This is a genomic window from Streptomyces sp. NPDC046939 (genome assembly GCF_040644575.1).
Classification (GTDB): Bacteria; Actinomycetota; Actinomycetes; order Streptomycetales; family Streptomycetaceae; genus Streptomyces.
On the sequence record NZ_JBEYWV010000016.1, the window covers coordinates 159,830 to 178,489 of the forward strand.

Sequence of the window (18,660 nt, forward strand, 5' to 3'; positions counted from 1 at the left end):
GCGGTCAGCGTGCGGCGACCGTTCCCGTCGCCGTACGGCGGCCCTGGACCCGTGCCGCGTACGAGCCCCACAGAGTGACTGTCACGACGCCGAGCACGGCCACGACACCGAGTCCGACCGTGCCCGCCCAGCCGCCCGCGTGGAAGGCGAGGGCGCCGACGGCCGAGCCGACGCTGGAGCCGATGTAGTACGCGGACTGGTACAGCGCGGACGCCTGCGCCCTGCCGTGGGCCGCGGTGTGGCTGACGGACGACGACGCCGTGGCGTGCCCGGCGAAGAACCCGGCCGTGATCAGCACGAGCCCGAGGAGCACGACAAGGAGGTGCGGTACGAGGGCGAGGACGAGGCCCGCCGTCGTCGTGCCGGCCGCCAGGTACAGCGTGCCGCGCCGCCCGAGCCGCGCGACAAGGCGGCCTGCCGCCGCCGACGACACCGTACCGACGAGGTAGACGAGGAAGATCGAGCCGACGATGCCCTGCGGCAGGGAGAACGGGGCGGCGGTGAGCCGGTAGCCGATCACCGTGTAGACCGCGCCGAAGACCAGCATGAACAGCGCGCCGATCACGTACAGGCGGCGCAGGAGCGGGTTGGCGAGGTGGTTGCCGACCGTCCTGGCCAGCGCGCGGGGCCGCAGCGAGCCCGGCGTGAAGTGGCCCGGCACGGGAAGCAGCAGCCGGAACGCGGCGGCGCACACCACGGCGATGACGCCGATCGTGCCGACGGCCACGCGCCAGCCCCATTCCTGGGCGATCCAGCCGCCGATGACGCGCCCGCTCATGCCGCCGATGGAGTTGCCCGCGACGAACAGCCCGATGGCGCTGACCAGGGCCTTCGGCCGTACTTCCTCGGCGAGGTAGGCCATCGCGGAGGCGGGAAGACCGGCGAGGGCCGCGCCTTGCAGCACGCGCAGGGCGATCAGGACGCCCAGGCTGGGCGCGAAGGGGACCAGGAGCCCGACCGTGACGGCCACCGTCAGGGACGCCGTCATCAGCGTGCGCCGCCCGAACCGCTCGGACAGGGCGCTCAGCGGCAGAACGCACAGCGCGAGCGCGCCGGTCGCGCCGGAGACCGTCCAGCTCGCCGCGCTCGCGCTCGCCCCGAAGTCGTCGGAGACGAGGGGGAGCAGCGCCTGCGTCGAGTAGAGCAGGGCGAAGGTGGCGACGCCCGCGAGGAAGAGGGCGAAGCTCATGCGGCGGTAGCCGGGCCCGCCCGGAGCCAGGCGCGTGTCGGCGGGGGACGTATCGGCTTCGGCGGCGACCGCGTCCGTGGAGGCGGCCGCCCGGCTACTGGCAGCAGGCATGCCGTCACCGTAGGACTCCATGATTCATGCGTCCAATGCATGAACGCCCCATAATCGTTCCCATGGAGCATCAGCACAGGCAAGACGAGGACATTGTCCGGCTTCTCGCGCCGCGCCTCGCCTACTTCGCCGGGGTCGCCCGCACCGAGCACGTCACGCGCGCGGCGCACGAGATGCAGGTCCCGCAGTCGACGCTCTCGCGCGCGATGGTGCGCCTGGAGAAGGACCTCGGCGTCGACCTGTTCGCCCGCCACGGCCGCACCGTCTCCCTCACCCCGGCGGGCCGCACCTTCCTCGCGTCGGTCGAGCGGGCGCTCGGCGAGGTCGAGAAGGCCGCCGAGTCCGTGCGCGCCGACGCCGACCCCGAGTCCGGCAAGGTCGCCTTCGGCTTCCTGCACACCATGGGCACGGAGACGGTGCCCGGCCTGCTGCGCGCCTTCCGCGCGGACCACCCGCGCGTCCGCTTCAGCCTCGTGCAGAATTACGGCGAGGCGATGCTGGAGAAGCTGCGCGCGGGCGAGCTCGACCTGTGCCTGACCTCGCCGGTGCCGGACGCCCCGGACCTCGTCGCCCGCCGCCTGGACGAGCAGCGGCTGCGCCTGGTCGTCCCCGAGGACCACCGGCTCGCCGGGCGCAGACGCGTCCGGCTCGCGGAGGCCGCCGAGGAGTCCTTCGTGACGCTGGAACCCGGCTACGGGCTGCGCCGCATCACCGACGACCTGTGCGCGGAGGCGGGGTTCACGCCCCGGGTCGCCTTCGAGGGCGAGGAGGCGGAGACGCTGCGCGGCCTCGTCGCGGCCGGGCTCGGCGTGGCGCTCCTGCCGCCACCGGCCGTACCGCGTCCGGGCGTCGTCGAGCTGACGGTCACCGGGCAGCGCGCGGTCCGCGAGATCGGCGTGGCCTGGCTGGAGGGCCACCCGGACACGCCTCCGGTGGCGGCGTTCAAGAAGTTCCTGCTCTCCAGGCGCGGCAAGCTGCTCCCGGAGCCCGCTGGACCTACTGGTTGAGCGACTCCCCGAACCCCGCGGCCAGCGGCATCCGCAGCCCCAGCGGCGGCGGCGCCGCCAGCGCGTCCTGCAAGGGCCGTGAGAACGGGTGCCCGAACAACGTACCGAGCACGAAGTCCACGGCCAGCGCGGTCACTTCGGAGCGGTGCTGGGCGAGCCGGTGCCCGTCGGAGTGCACCTCGAAGCGGCATACGTCCCGGTTGGCCTTCTTCGCGCGCTCGGCGAACCGGAACGACAGCTCCGGGTCCGTGCGCCGGTCGTCGGTGCCGTGCACGATCAGCACCCGCCGCCCCGCGAGCTGCTTCACCGGTTCGGGGGTGAGGGCCACGTCGTCCTCGGGCAGCCAGGGCGCGAGCGCGAGGACGGACTCGACGGCGGTGTGCCCGCCCGCGTGCAGGGCCGCCCGGCCGCCCATGTCGACCCCCGCCAGACAGATCGGCACGTCGCCGTAGCGGCGCACCACCTCGTCCGCCGCCCACTCGGCGTCCCGCGCGGTCTCGGCCTGCGCCCCGTTCCAGCCGCGCCCGCGGTAGTGCACGACATGGGTGACCAGGCCCTCCTCCCGGCCGCAGCGCGCGAGCCTGCGCGCGAGGGGCCGCAGGAACGCGGCCGTGAGCGGGGAGGGCTTGCGCGTGGACGTCTCCTCGCCCGCGGGCAGCAGCAGCACCACGCCGCCCACCGCCCCTGGCACGGGCCCGTTCGCCTTGCCGAGCCTGGCCTCACGCACCGGCGTCGCTTGCTGCTGCATGACAGAACAGTGTCAGAACCACCGATGTACGCCACCCGTCCGTGGGGTCACTGTTACGTATCGACGGATCACTTTCTCAGCACTTTCTCCCGCCGGACCGGCGCGATCTACGCGCGTAGGAGTTAGAGTGCCGCAATGACGAGCCAGCCCACCGTGTCCCGCCCCGACAGCCCCCAGGTGCCGACCCCGGAGCAGATCCGCCGCGCCCCCAAGGTCCTCCTGCACGACCACCTCGACGGCGGCCTGCGCCCCGGCACCGTCGTCGACCTCGCGCGCGAGCAGGGGTACCAGAACCTGCCGGAGACCGACCCGGACAAGCTCGGCCTGTGGTTCCGCGAGGCCGCCGACTCCGGCTCCCTGGAGCGGTACCTGGAGACCTTCGCGCACACCTGCGCCGTCATGCAGTCGCGCGACGCCCTCTTCCGCGTCGCCGCCGAGTGCGCCGAGGACCTGGCCGAGGACGGCGTGGTCTACGCCGAGATCCGCTACGCGCCCGAGCAGCACCTCGAAGGCGGCCTGACCCTCGAAGAGGTCGTCGAGGCGGTCAACGAGGGCTTCCGCGAGGGCGAGCGCCGCGCGAAGGAGAACGGCCACCGCATCCGCGTCGGCGCCCTGCTCACCGCGATGCGCCACGCGGCCCGCGCCCTGGAGATCGCCGAACTCGCCAACCGCTACCGCGACCTCGGCGTCGTCGGCTTCGACATCGCGGGTGCCGAGGCGGGCTACCCTCCCACCCGCCACCTCGACGCGTTCGAGTACCTCAAGCGCGAGAACAACCACTTCACGATCCACGCCGGTGAGGCGTTCGGCCTGCCCTCCATCTGGCAGGCCCTCCAGTGGTGCGGCGCCGACCGCCTCGGCCACGGCGTGCGCATCATCGACGACATCCAGGTCGCCGACGACGGCACCGTCAAGCTCGGCCGCCTCGCGAGCTACGTCCGGGACAAGCGCGTACCGCTGGAGATGTGCCCGACGTCCAACCTCCAGACCGGCGCCGCCAGTTCGTACGCCGAACACCCGATCGGGCTGCTGCGCAAGCTGCGGTTCCGCGTCACCGTCAACACGGACAACCGCCTGATGTCCGGTACGTCGATGAGCCGCGAGTTCGAGCACCTGGCCGACGCGTTCGGCTACACCCTCACCGACTTCGAGTGGTTCACCGTGAACGCCCTGAAGTCGGCCTTCATCCCCTTCGACGAGCGCCTGGCGATGATCAACGACGTCGTCAAGCCGCGCTACGCCGAACTGCGCTCGGAGTGGCTTTTCCGTTAAGCGCCAGGTCAACACGGGGTTGACGGCGAGCGGGCTGTCGCCGTCCCGTGTTGACTCCGCTCGCCTCCCTGTCTGACCTGCGGTTTCCCCATCCGGTCAGCAGGGTGGCGCCGGGTCTTCGACGAGGGTCGGTAGTAACTCCGGGGTGATCTCGCGTGTTTGCCGGTAACGGAACCGCGTCCCCCAGAACAAGGAACAAAGGACCCCATGAAGCAGTCTGCTGCCAAGACCCTCGGTGTCGCCGCCCTCGGTGCCGCCTTCGCCGTCGCCGGTGCCGGTGCCGCGAGTGCCGCCTCCCTCCCGGACGTCGCAGGGACCGTCACCGGCCTGACCTCAGGCCTCCCCCTCGACCAGGCGGCCGGCTCGCTGCCCGTCGGCGGCCCCGAGGCCCTGCACGGTGCGCAGAGCGCCGTGAACAACGGCCTGACCACCGTCCAGCCCGTGGCGCAGCAGCTCCTGGAGAACGGTGACCCGGTCGGCGACCTGCTCGGCGGCCTGCCCACCAACTCGCTGCCCACCAAGGGCCTCCCGGTCGGTGGCAGCCTGCCCGCCCTCGGCTGACCCGGCACGCCACACGAGGAAGGGGCGCACCCCGCGATCTCGCGGGGTGCGCCCCTTCCTCGTACGTCCGTGGCCTCAGGTCACCAGGCCTGGCGGGCCTTGTTCTCGCTCGGCAGCAGCACCCACAGCGCGATGTAGAGCAGGAACTGCGGCCCCGGCAGCAGGCACGAGAGCAGGAAGATCACGCGCATCGTGGTCGCGGAGGTGCCGAAGCGCCGTGCCAGCGCTGCGCACACTCCGCCGATCATCCGGCCGTCGGTGGGGCGGGCAAGGGCGGTCATAGGGGGCTCCTTCGCGAACCTTCGTTGTGTGGTGCTTACGTATTCGAAGGTACGGCGATGAGCTGGGCGAGGCATCAGCTCACGGGGCGACGCCGACCCTGGGAATCGTCGGGGTCGGACCCTGAGCGGGCTCCTGCTGGGGGAGGGGACGCGCCTGGTTCCTGCGGCGGATCCTGGCCCGCAGCGCGGGCACCACGGCGAGGTGCGCGAGGGCCACGCCCACCGTGTTGAGCAGCAGCGAGTCGATGTTGACGACCTGGCCGGGCACCCCGGTCTGGAGCAGCTCGATGGCGAGCGAGATCAGCGCCCCGGCCGCGACCGTACGCACGAGCGAACCCCAGGGGGACACCTGGAGCCGGCCGCCCGCCAGCGGCAGCAGCACACCGAGCGGGGCGAGCAGCGCGAGACCGGCGCCGACACACCGGACGCCGTGTTCCCAGCCGAGCGCCACATCGGCCCGGATGGAGGCGAAGGGGCGCAGGTTCGCGGGGCTGACCCAGGGCACGTCCAGCGGGCGCAGCGTCACCCAGGCGACGAGGAGGAGATGCGCGGCCAGGAGGACGAGCCCTGCCGTACGGAAGCGGATGACGGTCCCGTGACCGTCCGAGCTGTGACGCTGCACGCCCCCGAAGACGCCCCCGGTGGGAGGATCGGTTCCGGGGGCACCACGATGAGCTGAGTCACGTCACGGGACGCGCTCAGCCCACCGTCTCGGCCGGGGCGGGTGCGATGCCCGGCCGGGCCTTCACCGCGTCCGTGCACTCGTAGCCGCGCAGCGGGTCGTCGCCCGGGCCGCCGAGGGCCACCCGGTCCTCGCCGTCCACCGCCACCTTGCTGTTCGCGAACGTACACACGATCTGGGCCAGGGCGTACGGCGACAGGTCGTCCGGCGGCACGTTCAGGCGCAGCGCGTCGGCCGGGTCGCCCGCGCGGGGGCCCGAGACCTTGGTCCGGGAGCCGACGTCCGTGGTGTACCCGGCCTGCTTCTCCTTGCCCGACAGCGGTCCGGCCAGTTGCGCCAGGAGCTCCCGGGCGACACCGACGCGGTCGGAGGTCCGGTCGTGCGGCACGGTCACCGTACGGTCGACCGTCACGAGCTGTGACGTGCAGACGAGGTAGATCTGCACCCCGAACTGACCGGCCGCCTGCGCCCGCACGCCCTCCGTGCGGGACATCGCGCAGCCCACGCGCGTGGGCGCCGCGCCGAACTCGGTGGGCACCTCCGTGGGCCGTATCCCGCAGCCGGACAGGAGCACCGCCGTGAGCCCGAGCAGCCCCCACAGCCGTCCCCGCTGCCTCATGTGACGACACCGCCTTCCTGGGAGTTCTCGGCGTCGTCACCCTCGCTCGCGGCGTCCACCGGGAGCCGCAGCGTGAACACGGCGCCGCCGTCGGGGTGGTTGGCGGCGGTGATCTCACCGCCGTGGACGTGGGCGTTCTCCAGGGCGATGGAGAGGCCCAGGCCGCTCCCCTCCGACCGGGGCCGGGAGGCGCTCGCCTTGTAGAACCGGTCGAAGACGTGCGGCAGGACGTCCTCGGGGATGCCGGGCCCGTGGTCGCGCACGGCGATGACCAGCTCCCCGCCCGCGCCGGACTCCCGGCGCACGGACACCTTCACCGGGGAGCCGCCGTGCTTGAGGGCGTTGCCGATGAGGTTGGCGAGGATCACGTCGAGGCGGCGCGGGTCGAGCCGGACGAGGTTGCCGCGCTCGGCGTCCAGCTCGACGGCGTCGAGCCAGGCGCGGGCGTCGATGCAGGCGGTGATCTGGTCGGCGATGTCGACGGTGTCGAGGACGAGCTTGGCGGTGCCCGCGTCGAAGCGGGTGACCTCCATCAGATTCTCGACCAGGTCGTTCAGGCGACGGGTCTCGCTGACGACCAGCCGGACGGCCGGCTCGATCATGGGATCGACGGAGCCCGTCTCGGCGTCCAGCTCCTCCTCCAGGACCTCGGTGACGGCGGTGATCGCGGTCAGCGGCGTCCGCAGCTCGTGCGACATGTCGGCGACGAACCGGCGCGAGGCCTCGTCCCGCGCGCTCATGTCCGCGACCTTCTTCTCCAGGTTCTCCGCCGCGTTGTTGAACGTCCGCGACAGCTCGGCCAGCTCGTCCGTGCCCGAGACGCGCAGCCTCGTGTCGAGCTTGCCCTCGCCGAGCCTGCGCGCCGCGACCCCGAGCCGGTGCACCGGCTTCAGCACCGTCGTCGCGGCGGCCTGCGCGAGCAGCGCGGAGCCGATCAGCGCCAGCGCCGTCGCGATCCCGAGCGACCAGGCGAGCGAGTTGAGGTCCTTGGCCTCCGGTTCGAGCGACTTCAGCATGTAGCCGGTCGGCCCGTTGTTCACCTGCGCGCCGCCCACCAGGTACGGGGTGTCGCCGCGCGTGATCCGCTGCCAGTACAGGTGGTACGGGTGCTTGTTGTTCGCGGTGACCGGCTGCTTCTTGTCCACCGCCGCCCGCAGGGAGCGCGGCACGTCGGCGACCGTGAACGCGTCGAGGTCCGAGTTGCCGACCACGCGCCGGCCGTTCTCGTCCGTGTCGATGAGCAGGACGCTGAAGTGCTGGCTGCTGTCCGCCATCAGGTTCGCCGCGTGCTGCAGCTCGCCCTGCGTCGGGTGCTCGGGCAGCACCGCCGCCCGGTTCTGCATCTCCTGCTGGAAGTCGCTGAGCGCCGCGTCCTGGGTGCGCGTGAGGACGGCCTCGCGGTTGAGCCAGTACGCGATCCCGGACGCGGAGACCGCGGCCGTCAGCGCGACCAGCGCGAACACCACCACGAGCCGCAGGCGCAGGCTCGTGAAGCGCAGCCCGGCCGGTATCGCTCTCTTCGCCGCGGTCAGGCCACGGGACGTGTCGTGCGGATCGGTCACTGAGGCGAGTCCAGCCGGTAGCCCACGCCGCGCACGGTACGGATCAGCGTCGGCGACGACGGCACGTCCTCGACCTTGGCGCGCAGCCGCTGCACACAGGCGTCCACGAGCCGCGAGTCACCCAGGTAGTCGTGCTCCCACACCAGGCGGAGCAACTGCTGGCGGGAGAGCGCCTGCCCCGGCCGCCGGCTCAGTTCGAGCAGGAGGCGCAGCTCGGTCGGGGTGAGCTGGAGGTCCTCGCCGTTCTTGGTGACGGTCATCGCCGCACGGTCGATCACCAGCGAGCCGAACGACGCCGCGTCGTTGGCCTCCCGCTCGCCGCGGCGCAGCACCGCGCGGATACGGGCGTCGAGGACCCGGCCCTGGACCGGCTTGACCACGTAGTCGTCGGCCCCCGACTCCAGGCCCACCACCACGTCGATGTCGTCGCTGCGCGCGGTCAGCAGGATGATCGGCAACTGGTCCGTGCGCCGGATGCGACGGCACACCTCGAACCCGTCGATGCCGGGCAGCATCACGTCGAGGACGATCAGATCGGGCCGCTGCTCACGCAGCAGCTTCAGACCGTCCTCACCGGTGGCAGCGGTGGCCACCCGGTGACCCTGGCGCGTCAGAGACAGCTCCAGGGCCGTGCGGATGGCGTCGTCGTCCTCGATCAGCAACAGGGAAGGCACAGCCGCCATTCTGGCCCATGACAGGCCTTTAGTTCGACCGGGTGCGGGCCTCCCACACCCGACCCGCACAGCCGGAACCCCTGTGACAGGTCTGTGACAGTCGACGGACACCGCCATGAAGTCCCCCCGGCAAGCTTTTGGACATCGCACAGCAGGACGCGATGAAGCAAGGACCGAATGACGGACGTAACGGACTCCACGACGGGGGGCGCGAGATGAACACGCTGCACAGCACCACATCAACCGCAGTTGTCACGCGCCTGCACGATCTGGGCCGAGGCGAGCGTCACGAGAAGTCCGGTGCCGTGAGCGGGCGGGGGTGCGCTCGCGGCGCCGGGCGTCAGCACACCGTGTACATGACGGTGGTTGACGCGCCGGAGACGGTGACCGAAGGGGTCGCTCACGGGGGAGCCGCGTACAGGGAGGCACCGGGGGAGCGGCGTACATCGCTATCGGAGGCCGAGTTCACGGCCTACGTGCAGGAACGCCGCGCCTCCCTGTACGCAACCGCCTACCACCTGACCGGCGACCGGTTCGAGGCCGAGGACCTGCTGCAGAGCGCGCTGTTCTCGACGTACCGCGCCTGGGACCGGATCAGCGACAAAGCGGCGGTCGGGGGCTACCTCCGCCGCACCATGACCAACCTGCACATCAGCGCGTGGCGTCGCCGCAAGCTCAACGAGTATCCGACCGAGGAGCTGCCGGAGACGGCCGGCGACACGGACGCGATGCGCGGCACCGAGCTGCGGGCCGTCCTGTGGCAGGCGCTCGCCCGCCTGCCCGAGCTGCAACGCACCATGCTCGTGCTGCGCTACTACGAGGGCCGTACCGACCCGGAGATCGCCGAGATCCTGGACATCAGCGTCGGCACGGTGAAGTCGAGCATCTGGCGGTCGCTGCGGCGGCTGCGGGATGACGAGGTCCTGAGCTTCGGCCGGGATCTGGAGGAGAGCTTCGGGGAGCTTGTCGCCTGAGGTGCCCTCCGGGGGGATCGGGGGGTAACGGGGGCCCCGCTTGGGGGAGCGGGGTGATTGGGGGGAACAGGCGGGACCAGGGGGCCGGGGGCCTTGCTGGTCCCGTCGCCTTTTGTGCGCCGTTGCGCCGTAGAGCTACGGGTTTTGTCGCGGGTGCCGGCCGTATGTGGTTGCTCGCGCAGTTCCCCGCGCCCCTGGGCGCTATGACGTCGCCCGTGCCTTCACTCTGCGGCCCGCTGCTGCTGCTGTCAGGCGGCCCATTGCCTCCTTCTTGTCGCAGGCGTGGGCGCCCAGGGACACGTGGCGGGCGACGATGCCGCGCTCCTCGCGCATCAGGCGCCAGCCACGGCGCAGGAGGAACGGGACCGACTTGCGGCCCTCGCGCAGATCGCGCAGGAGGCGGCGGCGGAACGTCGTCGAGGGGCGGCCGCGCAGGCAGAGGGCGTCGGCGAGGACGCCGAGGTCGCGGCAGCGCTCCACGATCTCCGCCGCGAAGATGCCCTCCGCGATGAACAGGGGCGTGCGCTCGATGTCGAGCGCCGTCTCGCCCACCCGTGCGCTGGTGACGATGGAGTAGACGGGGACGTTGGTACGGCCCTTCTCGCACAGCTCCACGATCGCGGCGAGCGCCGCCTCCATGTCCCAGGACTCGGTGGAGTCCCAGTCGATGTCCGAACTCCCCGGCACCAGGGGCAGCGTGGGATCGCCCGCCTCCTTGTAGAAGTCGTCGAGACAGAGCACGGGGAGCCCGGAGCGGGCGGCGAACGACGACTTGCCGGAGCCGGAGGGCCCTGCGAGCAGGACGACCCGGGTCGGTATCGGAGGATGCGAACTCACGAGAGAACAGTGTGCGGCATGGACGCGTCGGGACCGAGCCCGCGTGGTGAGGATGTGGCAGGCGACACGTTCAACTACTCTTCGTGGTTCTGTGATGACACACAAGTAACCGGCTCAGGCGGAGAGATCATGGCTCGACACGCAGCGCGCAAGAACCCGACGACGACCCATGGCACCCGGCGCGCCCTGCTGCGCGCGGGGCTGACCGTGACGGCCGCCGGCGCGGTGGTCGGGGCGGGTGCCGTGACCGCGAGCGCCGCGCCCGCGCCCGCCCCGGACGCCGCCAGCGGCCTCGGCATGCCCGTGCAGGTCGTCACCCAGGCGCTGACCGCCTCGACGACGCACGGGCTCGGCCCGGTCAAGAACCTCCAGCTCGACCCGCTGGCCGGGACCGGCGCCGACCCGCTGGACAACGCGGTGGGCGCTCAGCTCGCCGACTTCAAGCCGGTCAGCACGGCGCTGCTCACCGGGCCGATCACCTCGGGCAGTTCACTCTCCGAGCTGCCGCTCGTCGGGACCGCGACGGGCGTGCTGCCGGGCTGACGCCGCCCCGGCGGCCGGGGCGGGGCGCGTGCGCAGCGGTGTCTCGCGCACCGCCCACGCGACGGCGAACGCCACCGCGCACAGCGCCGCCGTGCCGAGCACCACCCCGTGCAGCCCCTCGACGACGCTCGACCGGAACACCGCCGGACCCGCGCCCTCCCGCACCCGCCCCGCGAAGACCGAGCCGAGCACGGCGACGCCGAGCGAACCGCCGACCGTCCGCAGCAGCGTCTGGGTGCCGCTCGCCGCGCCCAGGTCGCGGGGTTCCGCGCTGTTCAGGGTGATCAGCATCGCGGGCTGCATCAGACAGCCGAGCCCGGCGCCCAGGAGCAGGGTCAGGGCCGACGCCGCCCACATGGCCGTCCCGGTGTCGAGCACCAGCAGGGCGAGCGCGCCCGACGTGGACAGGGCGCCACCCGCGATCGGATAGGCCCGGTACCGTCCGCCCGCGCCCACCCTGCGCCCGATGAACAGTTGGGCGGCCATCATGCCCAGCATCAGCGGGAGCAGCAGCAGTCCGCTCTGGGTCGCCGAGCGGCCCCGGACGAGCTGCATGTACTGCGGCAGGTAACTGGCGGCGGCGAGCATGGCGGCCCCCGAGGTGAAGCTCAGGACCTGGGCGAGGGTGAAGTTCCGGTCGCGGAACAGGCGCGGCGGGATCACCGGCTCGGCGGCGCGCCGCTCGGCCCGGACGAACGCCGCGAGCGCCGCCGCCGAGACCAGGGCGAGCGCGATGATCCGCGGTGACGTCCACGCGTACGTCGTGCCCGCCCAGCTCGCGAGCAGGGTGAGGGCGAGGATCGCGGCGGTGAGGAGGGCGGCGCCCGCCACGTCGACGCGGGCCCGGACCCGTTCCGTACGGACCCGGACACCGGCCCCGACGATCGCGAGGGCGACGGCGCCGACCGGGATGTTCACGTAGAACACCCACCGCCAGTCCCACTGGTCGGTGAGGAAGCCGCCGAGGAGCGGCCCGCCGATCATGGAGCCGGGCAGCAGGACGGCCATCAGCGACTGGGCGCGGGCCGCCTCCGCCGGGGTCAGCAGCGTCCCGATGAGCGCGAGCGCGCCGACGAACAGGCCGCCCGCGCCGACCCCCTGCACGGCCCGGAAGGCGATCAACTGCCCCATGTCCCGCGCGAGTCCGCACAGCGCGGAGCCGACGAGGAACAGGGCGATCGAGGCCAGGTAGCCGCCCTTGCGGCCGTAGAGGTCGCCGAGCTTGCCCCACAGGGGCGTGGAGACGGCGGTGGTCAGCAGGTACGCCGTCACCACCCAGGACAGCCGGTCCAGGCCGCCCAGGTCGTCGACGACGACCGGCAGGGCCGTGCCGACGATGGTGCCGTCGAGCGTGGCGAGCACGATGCCGAGCAGCAGCCCGGCGATCACCAGTCGCGACGGCGCCCCGGGCGCCTCTTGTTCCGTACGTGTGCGCATGCCTCCCCCTTCGGACGCGATACGTGGGTGATGTGGCGTCAGGCGGGGTACGGGCGGGCCGCCTTGGCGTCGCGCAGGGCGTGCGCCCACCACGTGAGCTGGTCGAGCATGGCCTTCGCGGCCGTGTCCACCGCCGGGTCGTCGACGCGGCCGTCCGCCGCGAAGGCCCCGTAGGCGTTGTGGAAGCTGACCGTGTTGCGGACGGTCACGGCGTTCAGTTCGGCCATGACGACGCGGAGCTGCTCGACCGCGCGCAGGCCGCCCGCCAGGCCCCCGTACGAGACGAAGGCGACCGGCTTGCCGTGCCACTGCTCGTTGTGCCAGTCGACGGCGTTCTTCAGGGCCGCCGGGAAGCTGTGGTTGTACTCGGGCGTGACGAGGATGAACGCGTCGGCGGCGGCGAGGCGCGGCGAGACGAGCGCGAGCGCCTCCGCAGTCCCGGGCGGCGGCTCCTGGCCGAAGGCCGGCAGGACGGTGGGCAGCGGCGTCTCGGCCAGGTCGACGACGTCGGTGCGCAGGTCCTCGCGCTGTGCGAGGTGGCCGGTCAGCCACTTGGTGACGACGGGCGCGAAGCGGCCCTCGCGGGTGGAGCCGACGAGGACGGCGACGCGGAGCGGCGCGAGCGCGGACGTACTGGGCATGGAGGTCCCCCTGAGTGGATGTGTACGGCGTATCTCCGTGCGTACAACGTACACAGCGGCGTGTACGGCGTCCACTGGGGATACGCTGTACACGTCCAGTGCGGCGGGTAGGGAAGGGGCCGGACCTTGGCGGCACGCAAGGAAGAGGACGACAAGGGCGAGAGCCGGCTGGTCGAGCCCTCGCTCTGGGAACGGCTGGAGCGGCCCGCGCCCACGCAGCGCGCCTCGCTCACCCTCGACCGGATCGCCGAGGCGGCCGTCGCACTGGCCGACGAGGAAGGCGCCGCCGCCGTCACCATGCGGCGCCTCGCCACGAAGCTCGGGGTCGCGCCCATGGCCGCGTACCGGCACGTCTCCGGCAAGGACGATCTGTGGGCGCTCATGTTCGACCGGGTCGCGGCCGAGCTCACGGTCCCGGACGACGCGGACGACTGGCGCGCGGTGCTGCGCTCCTTCGCCCTGCGCTCGCGCGCGATGATGCTGCGCCACCCGTGGCTCGGCCAGGTGCCGGGCCCGCTGATCCAGCTCACCCCGGCCCGGATGGCCGTCGCCGAACGGCAGTTGCGGGCGCTGGCCCGCCATGACCTGGACGCCGACGCGATGATGGCCGCGTTCCGCGCGGTCGGCGCGTACGTGCACGGCGCGACGCAGTCGGAGATCGCGCTGCGCGAGTACCGGCGCGAGCACGGCTGGGAGAGCGGCGACGAGACGCGCCAGGCGCTCGCGCCGCAGATGACCTATCTGATGGGCACAGGGCGGTACCCCACGTACGAGAAGTACGCGCTGTCCGCGACGCGCAAGGACGACCCGGGCTGGGAGTTCGAGTTCGGCCTCGACTGCGTCCTCGACGGGATCGCGCAGCGGCTCGGGATCTGAGCGCGTGCACACGGCGAGGCCCCGGCCCCTCCTGGACGGAGGAGGGGCCGGGGCCTCGGGTGTGCCGGGTGCGGCTAGTAGGAGGAGCCGGAGGCGCCCAGCGAACCCGTGGGGTGCCAGACAGTCTTGGTCTCCAGGAACTGCGTCAGGCGGTCCGTGCCCGGGTCCGCCGTGAAGTCCTCCACAGGCTGGGGACGGCGCACGCGCTTCAGGTTGTCCGCGGCGGCGATCTCCAGCTCCTTGGCGAGGGCCGGGTCGGCGCCGGTGAGGTCGATGCCGTTGACGTCCTGGTGGGAGGCGAGCGCCGGGGCGATCTCCGACGCCTTGCCCGACAGCAGGTTCACGACGCCGCCGGGCAGGTCGGAGGTGGCGAGCACCTCGCCGAGGGAGAGCGCCGGGAGCGGCGCCCTCTCGGAGGTGATCACGACCGCCGTGTTGCCGGACGCGATGACCGGGGCGATCACCGAGACGAGCCCGAGGAACGACGACTCCTGCGGCGCGAGAATCGTGATCACGCCGGACGGCTCAGGGGTGGAGAGGTTGAAGAAGGGCCCGGCCACCGGGTTGGCGCCGCCCACGACCTGGCCGATCTTGTCGGTCCAGCCCGCGTACCAGACCCAGCGGTCGATCGCCGCGTCCACGACGGCCGCCGCCTTCGACTTGCCGAGGCCCTCCGCCGCGGCGACCTCGCGCACGAACTGCTCGCGGCGGCCCTCCAGCATCTCGGCGACGCGGTAGAGGACCTGGCCGCGGTTGTACGCGGTCGCCCCCGACCAGGCGCCGAACGCCTTGCGGGCGGCGACGACGGCGTCACGGCCGTCCTTGCGGGACGAGCGCGGGGCGTTCGCCAGCCACGTGCCCTTCGTGTCGGTCACTTCGTACACCCGGCCGCTCTCGGAACGCGGGAACTTCCCGCCCACGTACAGCTTGTAGGTCTTGAGGACGGACAGTCGCGTCGACTCGGAGTTGATGATCTTCTCGGACTTCTCAGACATCGAGGTACGCCTCCAGGCCGTGGCGGCCGCCCTCGCGGCCGAAGCCCGACTCCTTGTAGCCGCCGAACGGCGAGGTCGGGTCGAACTTGTTGAACGTGTTGGCCCAGACGACCCCGGCCCGCAGCTTGTTCGCGACCGCCAGGATGCGCGAACCCTTCTCGGTCCAGATGCCCGCCGAGAGCCCGTACTGCGTGTTGTTGGCCTTGGCGACGGCCTCCTCCGGCGTACGGAAGGTGAGCACGGACAGGACCGGGCCGAAGATCTCGTCGCGGGCGACGGTGTGGGCCTGCGTGACGTTCGTGAACAGCGTCGGCGCGAACCAGTAGCCCGACGACGGCAGCTCGCACGGCGCCGACCAGCGCTCGGCGCCCTCCGCCTCGCCGGTCTCGGCGAGCGCGGTGATCCGGGCGAGCTGCTCGGCGGAGTTGATCGCGCCGATGTCGGTGTTCTTGTCGAGGGGGTCGCCGAGGCGCAGGGTGGTCAGGCGCCGCTTGAGCGAGTCGAGCAGCTCGTCCTGGATCGACTCCTGGACGAGGAGGCGCGAGCCCGCGCAGCAGACCTGGCCCTGGTTGAAGAAGATTCCGGTGACGATGCCCTCGACGGCCTGGTCGATCGGGGCGTCGTCGAAGACGATGTTGGCGCCCTTGCCGCCCAGCTCCAGGGTGACCTTCTTGTCCGTCCCCGCGACCGTACGGGCGATCTGCTTGCCGACGGCCGTGGAGCCGGTGAAGGCCACCTTGTTCACGTCGGGGTGCGCGACGAGCGCGGCGCCCGCGTCGCCGTAGCCGGGCAGGATGTTGACGACGCCCTTGGGCAGGCCCGCCTGGCGGCAGATGTCCGCGAAGAACAGGGCGGACAGCGGGGTCGTCTCGGCGGGCTTCAGCACGACCGTGTTGCCGGTGGCGAGCGCGGGGGCGATCTTCCACGCCAGCATCAGCAGCGGGAAGTTCCACGGGATGACCTGGCCCGCGACGCCGAGCGCCTTGGGGTTCGGCCCGTAGCCCGCGTGGCCGAGCTTGTCGGCCCAGCCCGCGTAGTAGAAGAAGTGCGCGGCTACGAGGGGGAGGTCGGCGTCCCTCGTCTCCTTGATGGGCTTTCCGTTGTCCAGCGTCTCCAGGACGGCCAGCTCGCGCGAGCGCTCCTGGATGATGCGGGCGATGCGGAACAGGTACTTGCCGCGCTCGGCGCCGGGCAGCGCCGACCAGGTGGTGAACGCCTTCCGCGCGGCCTTGACGGCCCGGTCGACGTCGGCCTCACCGGCCTGCGCGACCTCGGAGAGCACCTCCTCGGTGGAGGGCGAGACGGTCTTGAAGACCTTGCCGTCGGCGGCCTCGGTGAACTCGCCGTCGATGAAGAGCCCGTACGAGGGGGCGATGTCGACGACCGAGCGCGACTCGGGCGCGGGCGCGTACGCGAACGCGTTGCTCAGGGGTGTGTTGCTCATGGGTGATCAGTCCACCGTCACGTAGTCGGGACCGGAGTAGCGGCCGGTTGCCAGCTTCTGGCGCTGCATGAGCAGGTCGCTCAGGAGACTGGAGGCGCCGAACCGGAACCAGTGGTTGTCAAGCCAGTCCTCGCCCACGGTCTCGTTGACGATCACGAGGAACTTGACGGCGTCCTTCGAGGTACGGATGCCGCCGGCGGGCTTCACGCCGACCTGGACACCGGTGGCGGCGCGGAAGTCGCGGACCGCCTCCAGCATCAGGAGCGTGTTGGCGGGGGTGGCGTTGACCCCCACCTTCCCCGTCGAGGTCTTGATGAAGTCGGCCCCGGCCAGCATGCCGATCCAGCTCGCACGCCGGATGTTGTCGTACGTCGACAGCTCGCCGGTCTCGAAGATGACCTTCAGCCGTGCGGAGCCCGAAGCCTCCTTCACGGCACGGATCTCCTCGTAGACCTTCATGTACTTGCCCGCGAGGAAGGCGCCGCGGTCGATGACCATGTCGATCTCGTCGGCGCCCGCGGCGACGGCCTCGCGGACGTCACCCAGCTTCACGTCCAGCGAGGCGCGGCCCGCAGGGAAGGCGGTGGCGACGGACGCGACCTTGACGTCCGTCCCCGCGACGGCCTCCTTCGCGGTGGCCACCATGTCCGGGTAGACGCAGACGGCGGCGGTGCGGGGCGCTGTGCGGTCGGTCGGGTCCGGGTTGACGGCCTTCGCGCCGAGCGCCCGGACCTTGCCCGGGGTGTCGGCGCCCTCCAGGGTCGTCAGGTCGATCATCGAAATGGCCAGGTCGATGGCGTACGCCTTCGCCGTGGTCTTGATCGAACGGGTCCCGAGCGCGGCGGCGCGGCCCTCCAGACCCACCGCGTCGACGCCAGGCAGTCCCTGGAGGAATCGGCGCAGCGTGGCCTCGGAGGCGGTGGCGTCTGCCAGCGCGTGTTCTTCGGCGGAAGCGGATGCAGTGGGCATGGTCACGAGCTGAGCATATCTACGCGCGTAGCGGATGTATAGGGCCCGGGGTCGGCTAGGTCCGAGGTCCGGTTCTCCGGAGCGGGCAGCTCTTCATCGCCCCCGGCGCACACGCCACCCCCTGGGGCTCCGCCCCGGCCCCCGCTCCTCAATCGCCGGAGGGGCTTGAGGTGAGTGCCGGTGGGGCGGGGGAGGTCTATGGGGGCTGGGTGGGCAGCCCCCTCAGGGGCGCGGAGAACGGCGCGAGTAACCACGACGCACGCGCCACGGGGCGACGAAGATGAGCCCCCCAGGGGCGCGGGGAACTGCGCGCCAAGCCCGGATGCACGCGTCACGAGGCGACGAAGACGAGCCCCCTCGGGGGTGCGAGGAACTGCGCGCCAAGCCACGACGCACGCGCCACTCAACAACGGCGGCAGACGCCCCCAAGGGGCGCGGGGAACTGCGCGCTCAGCCACGACGCACGCGTCACTCCGCGGCGGCGCTCGGCCTCGATGACGCGCGCCGGACCAAGACGCACGCGTCACCGGTACACACCGCAGCAACCACCCCACAGAGGCCCCGCTCAAGCACAGCGCAGCGTCAGGCAGAATCGGGGTATGAGCAACCGCCCCGCCCCCTCCCCCGACCGCATCTACCGGTCGCCCGCCGGTGTCGCCGGAGGCGTCATCCTGCTGGTTCTCGGGGCCTGGCTCGGCGGGGACGCCATCGTGAACGGGGACGGGCGGACCCCGTGGATCGCGCTCGCGGGGCTGCTGTTCGCGGTGCCGCTGGTGATCGCGTTCACCATCCGCCCGGCCGTGTTCGGCAACGAGCACCGGCTGCGCGTGCGCAACCCGTTCCGCGTGATCACGCTGCCCTGGGCGACCGTGGCGAGCTTCCGCTCGGGGTACTCCAACGAGGTGTTCGACGAGGCCGGCACCAAGTACCAGCTCTGGTCGATCCCGGTGTCGATGCGCGCCCGCCGCAAGGCGCAGCGCCCCGTGCGCCCCAAGGCGGGCGCCCGCGGCCGCCTGGACGACATCGGGGCGGAGCCCCCGGCCGAGCGCCGCGCCACCGCCGACAAGTCGATGGACGAGCTGCGCGAGCTGTGCGAGGCGCGGGCGGCGGCCAAGACGTCCCAGGGCGAGCCGCACGTCCGCTGGGCCTACGAGATCATCGCCCCGACGGTCGCCGGGGCGATCCTCCTCGTCGTCCTGATCGCACTGGGCTGAGGCCCGGGCCAGATCCCGGCGGCG

Annotated in this window: 20 protein-coding genes; 7 read left to right on the forward strand and 13 right to left on the reverse strand. The window is 72.1% G+C overall.

Annotation, left to right across the window (positions count from 1 at the left end; all coding sequences use genetic code 11):
- Positions 1 to 4: 4 nt before the first annotated feature.
- The gene (locus ABZ877_RS19525; RefSeq protein ID WP_361072451.1) at positions 5 to 1,300 is read right to left on the reverse strand and encodes an MFS transporter; all 1,296 of its coding nucleotides are present in this window, start codon (positions 1,298 to 1,300) and stop codon (positions 5 to 7) included.
- Between the two features lie 62 nt (positions 1,301 to 1,362).
- Between ABZ877_RS19525 and ABZ877_RS19530 the strand changes: the two genes are divergently transcribed.
- Positions 1,363 to 2,307: a LysR family transcriptional regulator gene (locus ABZ877_RS19530; RefSeq protein WP_361072453.1), complete on the forward strand. Its 945-nt coding sequence runs from the start codon at positions 1,363 to 1,365 to the stop codon at positions 2,305 to 2,307.
- Here the strand turns inward: ABZ877_RS19530 and ABZ877_RS19535 are convergent.
- The gene (locus tag ABZ877_RS19535; protein WP_361072456.1) at positions 2,297 to 3,055 is read right to left on the reverse strand and encodes an alpha/beta hydrolase; all 759 of its coding nucleotides are present in this window, start codon (positions 3,053 to 3,055) and stop codon (positions 2,297 to 2,299) included. The genes ABZ877_RS19530 and ABZ877_RS19535 overlap by 11 nt on opposite strands.
- A 135-nt stretch (positions 3,056 to 3,190) precedes the next feature.
- On the opposite strand from ABZ877_RS19535, the gene ABZ877_RS19540 reads away from it, so the two are divergent.
- Both ABZ877_RS19540 and ABZ877_RS19545 read left to right on the forward strand, forming a co-directional pair.
- Positions 3,191 to 4,327, forward strand: coding sequence for an adenosine deaminase (locus ABZ877_RS19540; RefSeq protein ID WP_361072459.1), 1,137 nt, complete (start codon positions 3,191 to 3,193; stop codon positions 4,325 to 4,327).
- Positions 4,328 to 4,534: 207 nt separating this feature from the next.
- The gene (locus ABZ877_RS19545; RefSeq protein ID WP_361072462.1) at positions 4,535 to 4,888 is read left to right on the forward strand and encodes an ATP-binding protein; all 354 of its coding nucleotides are present in this window, start codon (positions 4,535 to 4,537) and stop codon (positions 4,886 to 4,888) included.
- Positions 4,889 to 4,968: 80 nt separating this feature from the next.
- On the opposite strand, the gene ABZ877_RS19550 is transcribed toward ABZ877_RS19545, so the two are convergent.
- The 5 genes from ABZ877_RS19550 to afsQ1 form a co-directional block, all read right to left on the reverse strand.
- Positions 4,969 to 5,169: a PspC domain-containing protein gene (locus ABZ877_RS19550; RefSeq protein WP_361072465.1), complete on the reverse strand. Its 201-nt coding sequence runs from the start codon at positions 5,167 to 5,169 to the stop codon at positions 4,969 to 4,971.
- 79 nt (positions 5,170 to 5,248) lie between these two features.
- Positions 5,249 to 5,791, reverse strand: a complete 543-nt coding sequence (locus ABZ877_RS19555; RefSeq protein WP_361072468.1) for a VanZ family protein — start codon at positions 5,789 to 5,791, stop codon at positions 5,249 to 5,251.
- Positions 5,792 to 5,867: 76 nt separating this feature from the next.
- A complete protein-coding gene (locus ABZ877_RS19560; protein ID WP_361072471.1) occupies positions 5,868 to 6,470 on the reverse strand; it encodes a hypothetical protein in 603 nt (200 codons plus the stop codon).
- A complete protein-coding gene (locus tag ABZ877_RS19565; protein ID WP_361072474.1) occupies positions 6,467 to 8,032 on the reverse strand; it encodes a HAMP domain-containing sensor histidine kinase in 1,566 nt (521 codons plus the stop codon). The genes ABZ877_RS19560 and ABZ877_RS19565 overlap by 4 nt, the downstream gene beginning before the upstream one ends.
- The gene (gene afsQ1 / locus ABZ877_RS19570; protein WP_161300939.1) at positions 8,029 to 8,706 is read right to left on the reverse strand and encodes a two-component system response regulator AfsQ1; all 678 of its coding nucleotides are present in this window, start codon (positions 8,704 to 8,706) and stop codon (positions 8,029 to 8,031) included. Before afsQ1 ends, ABZ877_RS19565 begins: the two co-directional genes overlap by 4 nt.
- A 215-nt stretch (positions 8,707 to 8,921) precedes the next feature.
- Here afsQ1 and ABZ877_RS19575 point away from each other — a divergent pair, with 215 nt between their 5' ends.
- Entirely contained in the window at positions 8,922 to 9,680 is a 759-nt protein-coding gene (locus tag ABZ877_RS19575) for a SigE family RNA polymerase sigma factor (RefSeq protein WP_361072477.1), read from the forward strand.
- A gap of 201 nt (positions 9,681 to 9,881) precedes the next feature.
- Here ABZ877_RS19575 and ABZ877_RS19580 read toward each other — a convergent pair whose 3' ends face one another.
- Positions 9,882 to 10,517: an ATP-binding protein gene (locus tag ABZ877_RS19580; protein ID WP_361072479.1), complete on the reverse strand. Its 636-nt coding sequence runs from the start codon at positions 10,515 to 10,517 to the stop codon at positions 9,882 to 9,884.
- Positions 10,518 to 10,646: 129 nt separating this feature from the next.
- Here ABZ877_RS19580 and ABZ877_RS19585 point away from each other — a divergent pair, with 129 nt between their 5' ends.
- Entirely contained in the window at positions 10,647 to 11,060 is a 414-nt protein-coding gene (locus tag ABZ877_RS19585; protein ID WP_361072482.1) for a hypothetical protein, read from the forward strand.
- Here ABZ877_RS19585 and ABZ877_RS19590 read toward each other — a convergent pair.
- Positions 11,007 to 12,497, reverse strand: coding sequence for an MDR family MFS transporter (locus ABZ877_RS19590; RefSeq protein ID WP_361072485.1), 1,491 nt, complete (start codon positions 12,495 to 12,497; stop codon positions 11,007 to 11,009). The genes ABZ877_RS19585 and ABZ877_RS19590 overlap by 54 nt on opposite strands.
- A 38-nt stretch (positions 12,498 to 12,535) precedes the next feature.
- A complete protein-coding gene (locus ABZ877_RS19595) occupies positions 12,536 to 13,138 on the reverse strand; it encodes an NAD(P)H-dependent oxidoreductase (protein ID WP_361072488.1) in 603 nt (200 codons plus the stop codon).
- 126 nt (positions 13,139 to 13,264) lie between these two features.
- On the opposite strand from ABZ877_RS19595, the gene ABZ877_RS19600 reads away from it, so the two are divergent.
- The gene (locus ABZ877_RS19600) at positions 13,265 to 14,014 is read left to right on the forward strand and encodes a TetR/AcrR family transcriptional regulator (RefSeq protein ID WP_361072491.1); all 750 of its coding nucleotides are present in this window, start codon (positions 13,265 to 13,267) and stop codon (positions 14,012 to 14,014) included.
- Positions 14,015 to 14,088: 74 nt separating this feature from the next.
- Here the strand turns inward: ABZ877_RS19600 and ABZ877_RS19605 are convergent, their stop codons facing one another.
- From ABZ877_RS19605 to deoC, 3 genes are read right to left on the reverse strand one after another with little or no spacing between them, the layout of a single operon-like run.
- Complete coding sequence (locus ABZ877_RS19605; protein WP_361072494.1) at positions 14,089 to 15,009, reverse strand: aldehyde dehydrogenase family protein; 921 nt, start codon at positions 15,007 to 15,009, stop codon at positions 14,089 to 14,091.
- A complete protein-coding gene (locus ABZ877_RS19610) occupies positions 15,002 to 16,438 on the reverse strand; it encodes an aldehyde dehydrogenase family protein (protein ID WP_361072588.1) in 1,437 nt (478 codons plus the stop codon). The genes ABZ877_RS19605 and ABZ877_RS19610 overlap by 8 nt, the downstream gene beginning before the upstream one ends.
- Positions 16,439 to 16,459: 21 nt before the next feature.
- Positions 16,460 to 17,428 carry a deoxyribose-phosphate aldolase gene (gene deoC, locus ABZ877_RS19615; protein WP_361072497.1) on the reverse strand — a complete coding sequence of 323 codons (969 nt, stop codon included), beginning with the start codon at positions 17,426 to 17,428 and terminating at the stop codon, positions 16,460 to 16,462.
- A 593-nt stretch (positions 17,429 to 18,021) separates the two neighbouring features.
- On the opposite strand from deoC, the gene ABZ877_RS19620 reads away from it, so the two are divergent.
- Positions 18,022 to 18,636 (forward strand): PH domain-containing protein, encoded by a 615-nt coding sequence (locus ABZ877_RS19620; protein WP_361072500.1) that lies wholly within the window; start codon positions 18,022 to 18,024, stop codon positions 18,634 to 18,636.
- The last annotated feature ends 24 nt before the right edge of the window (positions 18,637 to 18,660 follow it).